The organism is Methylibium sp., from assembly GCF_013817365.1.
GTDB lineage: Bacteria > Pseudomonadota > Gammaproteobacteria > Burkholderiales > Burkholderiaceae_C > Methylibium.
In genome coordinates this window covers 1-5,850 of record NZ_JACDCU010000268.1, presented here as the reverse complement: position 1 = coordinate 5,850, position 5,850 = coordinate 1, and the positions used below count along the sequence as shown (strand labels likewise).

Genomic DNA, 5,850 nt, shown 5'->3' with positions numbered 1-5,850 from the left:
AAGACCTCTTCGCCGTCGTCGAGAAGTAAGCCGCACGGCTTTTTCCGCACCCCAGTCAGCAACCCCGGAATTTCGGAGATTTACACATGGCAGCTAAAGACGTGATTTTCGGCGGCGACGCCCGCGTTCGCATGGTCGAAGGCGTGAACATCCTGGCCAATGCGGTCAAGGTCACGCTCGGCCCCAAAGGTCGCAACGTGGTGCTCGAGCGCTCGTTCGGCGCCCCTACCGTGACCAAGGACGGTGTCTCGGTCGCCAAGGAAATCGAGCTCAAGGACAAGCTCCAGAACATGGGCGCCCAGATGGTCAAGGAAGTCGCTTCCAAGACCTCGGACATCGCCGGTGACGGCACCACCACCGCCACCGTGCTGGCCCAGGCCATCGTGCGCGAAGGCATGAAGTACGTGGCCGCCGGCATGAACCCGATGGACCTCAAGCGCGGCATCGACAAGGCGGTCATCGCCCTGGTCGAGCAGCTCAAGAAGCAGTCCAAGCCCACCACGACCAGCAAGGAAATCGCCCAGGTCGGCGCGATCTCGGCGAACAGCGATCCGTCGATCGGCAAGATCATCTCGGACGCGATGGACAAGGTCGGCAAGGAAGGCGTCATCACCGTCGAAGACGGCAAGTCGCTCGAAAGCGAACTCGAAGTCGTCGAAGGCATGCAGTTCGACCGCGGCTACCTCTCGCCCTACTTCATCAACAACCCCGAGAAGCAGTCGGCCACGCTCGAAAACCCGTTCGTGCTGCTGTTCGACAAGAAGATCAGCAACATCCGCGACCTGCTGCCCACGCTGGAGCAGGTGGCCAAGGCCGGCCGTCCGCTGCTGATCATTGCGGAAGAAGTCGAAGGCGAGGCCCTGGCCACGCTGGTGGTCAACACCATCCGCGGCATCCTCAAGGTCGTCGCCGTCAAGGCGCCGGGCTTCGGTGACCGCCGCAAGGCCATGCTGGAAGACATCGCCATCCTGACCGGCGGCAAGGTCATCGCCGAAGAGGTGGGCCTGACGCTCGAGAAGGTCACGCTGGCCGATCTGGGCCAGGCCAAGCGCGTCGAAGTGGGCAAGGAAAACACCACCATCATCGACGGCGCCGGTGCCGCTGCCGACATCGAAGCGCGCGTCAAGCAGGTGCGCGTGCAGATCGAGGAAGCCACGAGCGACTACGACCGCGAAAAGCTCCAGGAACGCGTGGCCAAGCTGGCCGGCGGCGTGGCGCTGATCAAGGTCGGCGCCGCCACCGAAGTCGAGATGAAGGAAAAGAAGGCCCGTGTCGAAGACGCCCTGCACGCCACGCGTGCGGCGGTGGAAGAAGGCATCGTGGCCGGTGGCGGTGTGGCGCTGCTGCGCGCCAAGCAGGCCGCGGGCAACATCAAGGGCGACAACGCCGACCAGGACGCCGGCATCAAGCTGATCCTGCGTGCGATCGAGGAGCCCCTGCGCATCATCGTGGCCAACGCCGGCGAGGAGCCGAGCGTGGTTGTCAACGCGGTCATGGGCGGCAAGGGCAACTACGGCTACAACGCCCAGAACGGCGAGTACGGCGACATGATCGAGATGGGCATCCTGGACCCGACCAAGGTGACGCGCACCGCGCTGCAGAACGCCGCGTCCGTCGCCTCGCTGATGCTGACCACCGAAGCCATGGTGGCCGAGTCCCCGAAGGACGACGCTGCAATGGGCGGCGGCATGGGCGGCGGCATGGGTGGAATGGGCGGCATGGGCGGCATGGACATGTAAGTGTTCTGCGACATCCGTTCGTGATGTTGGGCACCGGGCTCGCCCGGTGCAAGAAAGGGGCCGCAGCGATGCGGCCCTTTTTTCGTCTGGGAACGCCGACATACACCGTGATGCCGGCACAAGTCAGCGTTTCGGCGCCAATTTGAAGGCGCATTGCGGCGCGTCGCTCTGCGCGAGCCCGCTGACCGAGGGTGACCGGTCGCACTGTTGCAGTTCAAACCGTCGGTGATAAGCCGGGCATGAGGAGGAAAAAGGATCACCGCGCCGGCCGCGCACTCTTGGCCGGCGGCATCGCGGCGTGCCTGTGGGTCGTTTGCACCGGTGCCTGGCCGCAAGCCACTGACAACGAACCCGTCGATCGCCACGGCGCCGCCGACACCGGACCCGCGCTGCTTACACCCGACGACGTCGCCCTGCGCGAGGACCTTGCCTGGCTGGTCGATCGGCGCGTGCTCAGCTTGCCGCTGAGCACTTGGCCGCTGCCGGCCGCAATCGTGCAGGCGGCGATCGCCACGGCACGCGAGCGCGACTGGCCGGCCCTCGACGCCGACGTGCTGGCACGCGTCGAGCGCGCCGTGGCGCGGCACACCGCGCCGGCAAGCGCTGGCCTGAAGGTGAACACCGCTCGTCATGCAGCGCTCGACGGCGACCGCGCGGCGCGCGGCGCGGCCGACGCCTCGGTCGGGCTGCGCACGCACGGCGAGCGCTGGAGCGTGCGGCTGCAGGTCAATGCGCACGGGCACCCCTTGTCGCACACGAAGCAACAGGGTTCGCTGGACGGCTCGTATGCCGTGCTGGCGCTGCGAAGCACGCTGCTGAGCTTCGGGGCGGTCGATCGCTGGTGGGGCCCGGGCCGCTACACCAGCCCGGTCCTGTCGAACGCGGCGCGCCCTTTCCCCGCGGTGACGTTGCGTCGCACGCGCGACGCAGCGCCGGGTTGGGGCGGGTTGCGATGGATCGGGCCCTGGGGCTATGAGTTTTCGCTCGGTCAGCTGCAGCACTACGAGCCGGCCCGCCCACGCATGCTCGGCCTGCGGCTGTATGCGCGACCCCTGGCTGGCGTGGAGATCGGCCTGATCCGCCAGATCCAGTGGGGCGGCCAGGGCCGCCCCGGCGGGCTTTCGGCGCTGCGGGATGCGCTGCTCGGCGACAGCAACATTGCCGATCCGGACCTGCGCGCGAGCAACGACCCCAGCAACGAGCTGGCCGGCTTCGACCTGCGGCTGTCGCACCTGGACGCGGGCGGCCGGGCTTGGGTAGGCCATCTGCAGCTGATCGGTGAAGACGAGGCCCACAACCTGCCGTCGCGGTACATCATGACCGCCGGGCTGCAGCTCAAACATCCGTGGCAAGGAGGCCGCGTCGAGTGGAGCGCGGAGGGCACCGACACCATGAACCGGCGCCTGCTGGTGCGCGAAGTCAGCCAACTGCAGCCGGCCTACACGCACGGCACCTACACCGACGGCTACTACCACCAAGGTTTGCCGATCGGCGCGCACATCGGGGGCGGCGGCCGCATCTACACCGCCGGGCTGCTTTGGGTGCCTGATTGCACGAGCCCGTGCCGCCGGTGGCGGCTGACCGCCTTCGACGCCGCGTGAGCGAAGCGGGGCGGGAGGCGGTCAATGCGAGCTTCGGTGAGCCGGGCGATGTGCACGGTCTCGCGCTGCGCACGGAATCGCAGGCGGCTGACTTCGACTGGTATCTCGGGCTTTCGCTGCAGCGCTACCGTGCCGGCCCGCGCCCCGATGCCGGCGTCCAATTCGGCATCGAGTTTCCGTTGCAGCGATGAGAGCGCAACGGACCGGGCGCTTCAGCGCGCCAGTGCCGACTCGATTTCCCGGGCGACCTTCTCCGGCTGCTCGTGCACGATCCAGTGGCCGGCGTCCGGCACGCGCACCAGCGTGAGCCGCGGCACCCACGCGTCCAGGCCGTCGAGCAGCCCGGGCAGCAGCGCGCGATCCGCCTCGCCCCAGATCACGGTCGTCGGCACTCGCACGGTGATCTGCGCGGGCTCGAGGTGAATGTTCTCCACGGTCCGATCGCCGGAACCCGGCGGGCGCAGCGGCGAGGCGCGGTAGTAGTTGAGCGGGCCGGTCAGGCCCTGGCGCCAGGCTTCGAGATGGCGCTCCTTCAAGGCCGCCGTGAGCCAGCCGCTGCCGGGCGCCGCGCCGACCTGTCCGAAGAAAGACCACATGCGCGCGTGGTCGTCCGCCTCGAGCAGCGCCTCGGCGTCGGACCGTACAAGAAAGTTCATGTAGGCGCTGGCCGCCTGCTGGGCCGCATTGCCCTGCAGCTCACGCAGGAAGGCGCCCGGGTGAGGTGAATTCAGGATGATCAACCGCTCAAGGAGCTCCGGGCGCTGCACGCCGAGCGTCCACGCCACCGCGCCGCCCCAGTCGTGCGCGACCACCGCCGCGGCCGGCGCGCCGAGCTGCTCGATCAGGGCGACGACGTCCTGCACCAGCACCTTGGAGCGGTAGGCCTCCACCTCGGCCGGCACCGATGAGCCGGCATAGCCGCGCAGGTTGGGCGCCACGCAACGAAAGCGGGCAGCGAAGCGGACCAGCAACTCGTCCCAGATGAAGGCGGCTTGCGGGAAACCGTGCAGGAACAGCAGCACCGGCGCTTCGCGCGGGCCGGCGGCGCGACACGACAGCGTGATGCCGTGCGGCAGCGTCGCCTGAAAGGTTTCGATGGCAGCGTTCATGCGCTTCTCCCGGCCGCGACCGCGCAGTATCGGCGCGGGTCGCGCGCTGCTGCGTCACCCGTGCGTCACCGTGCCTCGACCGAGACAGCCTGCGGATTCACCCAGCCGTGCAGTACCTGCGCCGCGTCGCCCAGGCCTTGCCGGCTCAGCGCCGAAAACAGGCACAGGCCCAGGTCCGACGCATCGGTGGCCAGTTGGCCCAGCACATCGCGCGCGGCGAGCATCGACGCGTCGGCTTCGCGGCGGTTGAGCTTGTCCGCCTTGGTCAGCAGCACCAGCAGCTTGATCTCGCCGGTGCCGATTCGCGGCGCGACGAAGGCAAGCAGTTGCTGATCGAGCTCGGTGAAGCCGAGGCGCGAATCGACCATCAGCACCACGCCCGAGAGGCTGCGCCGCGACTCGAGGTACTGCGCCATCACCTGCTGCCAGCGCAGCTTGGCACCTCGCGCCACGGCGGCATAGCCGTAGCCGGGCAGATCGGCGAAGAAAGCGTCGGGCGCGTCCTTCGGTCCCAGCGCGAACAGGTTGATGTGCTGTGTGCGCCCGGGCGTCTTGGAGGCGAAGGCCAGGCGCTTTTGCTGCGTGAGCCGGTTGATGGCGGTTGACTTGCCGGCATTGGAGCGGCCGACGAAGGCGATCTCGGGCAGTTCGTTCGCCGGCAGGTGGATGAGCTGCGCGGCGGTGGTGAGAAAGCGCGCGGTGTGGGTCCAGGCCAGGGCCTGCTTGGCGGGGCCTTCGAGTTCCGCTTCGTTCGTGTTCATCGGCCATTGTAAAATCGGCGGTTGCTCGCGGGCTTCTCCGCAAGCGATTCACTCCTCGACTCCCCCTGCGCTCATGAAGTCTGTCCTGTCGCTCCTGCTGGCCGCTGCCCTGGTGTCCCCCGTCCTGGCTCAGCAGTCCAAGGCGCCGGCCCCGCCTGACCTGAAGAAGGGCGAGGCGATCGCCGCGGGGGTGTGCATCGCCTGCCACGCGGCGGACGGCTCGCGGGGCAGCCCGGCCAACCCCATCATTGCCGGGCAGCATCCCGAGTACCTCGTCAAGCAGCTGGTCGAGTTCAAGAGCGGCGTGCGGCCCAGCCCGATCATGCAAGGCATTGCAGCTTCGCTGAGCGAAGACGACATGCGCAACGTTTCGGCCTTCTACGCCGGCAAGGACGCCAAGCCGGGCTTCGCCAGGAACAAGGAAACGGTCGAGCTGGGCGCCTCGATCTGGCGCGGCGGGATTGCGGGCAAGTCGGTGCCCGCCTGCGCGGGCTGCCACAGCCCCAATGGCGCGGGGGTGCCGGTGCAGTACCCAGGCATGAGCGGGCAGCACGCCGAGTACACGGCCGCACAACTCAACGCTTTTCGCAGCGGCACGCGCAAGAACAGTGCACAAATGATGGCCATCGCCGCGAGGCTG

General features: G+C 68.2%; 6 protein-coding genes. 4 read left to right on the top strand and 2 right to left on the bottom strand.

Annotation, left to right across the window (positions count from 1 at the left end; all coding sequences use genetic code 11):
• The first annotated feature begins 86 nt into the window (after positions 1–86).
• The 3 genes from groL to H0W38_RS15160 all read left to right on the top strand — a co-directional run bounded on the left by groL (position 87) and on the right by H0W38_RS15160 (position 3,531).
• Entirely contained in the window at positions 87–1,739 is a 1,653-nt protein-coding gene (gene groL / locus H0W38_RS15170; protein WP_292455525.1) for a chaperonin GroEL, read from the top strand.
• Positions 1,740–1,978: 239 nt separating this feature from the next.
• Positions 1,979–3,340 (top strand): capsule assembly Wzi family protein, encoded by a 1,362-nt coding sequence (locus tag H0W38_RS15165; RefSeq protein WP_292455522.1) that lies wholly within the window; start codon positions 1,979–1,981, stop codon positions 3,338–3,340.
• Entirely contained in the window at positions 3,337–3,531 is a 195-nt protein-coding gene (locus tag H0W38_RS15160) for a hypothetical protein (RefSeq protein ID WP_292455519.1), read from the top strand. The genes H0W38_RS15165 and H0W38_RS15160 overlap by 4 nt, the downstream gene beginning before the upstream one ends.
• Before the next feature lie 21 nt (positions 3,532–3,552).
• Here the strand turns inward: H0W38_RS15160 and H0W38_RS15155 are convergent, their stop codons facing one another.
• Positions 3,553–4,449 (bottom strand): alpha/beta fold hydrolase, encoded by an 897-nt coding sequence (locus H0W38_RS15155; RefSeq protein WP_292455517.1) that lies wholly within the window; start codon positions 4,447–4,449, stop codon positions 3,553–3,555.
• A gap of 65 nt (positions 4,450–4,514) precedes the next feature.
• The gene (gene yihA, locus H0W38_RS15150; protein WP_292455515.1) at positions 4,515–5,210 is read right to left on the bottom strand and encodes a ribosome biogenesis GTP-binding protein YihA/YsxC; all 696 of its coding nucleotides are present in this window, start codon (positions 5,208–5,210) and stop codon (positions 4,515–4,517) included.
• Between the two features lie 73 nt (positions 5,211–5,283).
• On the opposite strand from yihA, the gene H0W38_RS15145 reads away from it, so the two are divergent.
• A partial coding sequence (locus tag H0W38_RS15145; protein ID WP_292455512.1) for a c-type cytochrome occupies positions 5,284–5,850 on the top strand: 567 nt, incomplete at its 3' end.

Excerpts from the sequence above, each read along its gene's own strand:
- H0W38_RS15165 (WP_292455522.1), top strand. The coding sequence starts at position 1,979 with ATGAGGAGGAAAAAGGATCACCGCGCCGGCCGCGCACTCTTGGCCGGC.
- groL (WP_292455525.1), top strand. The coding sequence starts at position 87 with ATGGCAGCTAAAGACGTGATTTTCGGCGGCGACGCCCGCGTTCGCATG.
- H0W38_RS15155 (WP_292455517.1), bottom strand. The coding sequence starts at position 4,449 with ATGAACGCTGCCATCGAAACCTTTCAGGCGACGCTGCCGCACGGCATC.
- yihA (WP_292455515.1), bottom strand. The coding sequence starts at position 5,210 with ATGAACACGAACGAAGCGGAACTCGAAGGCCCCGCCAAGCAGGCCCTG.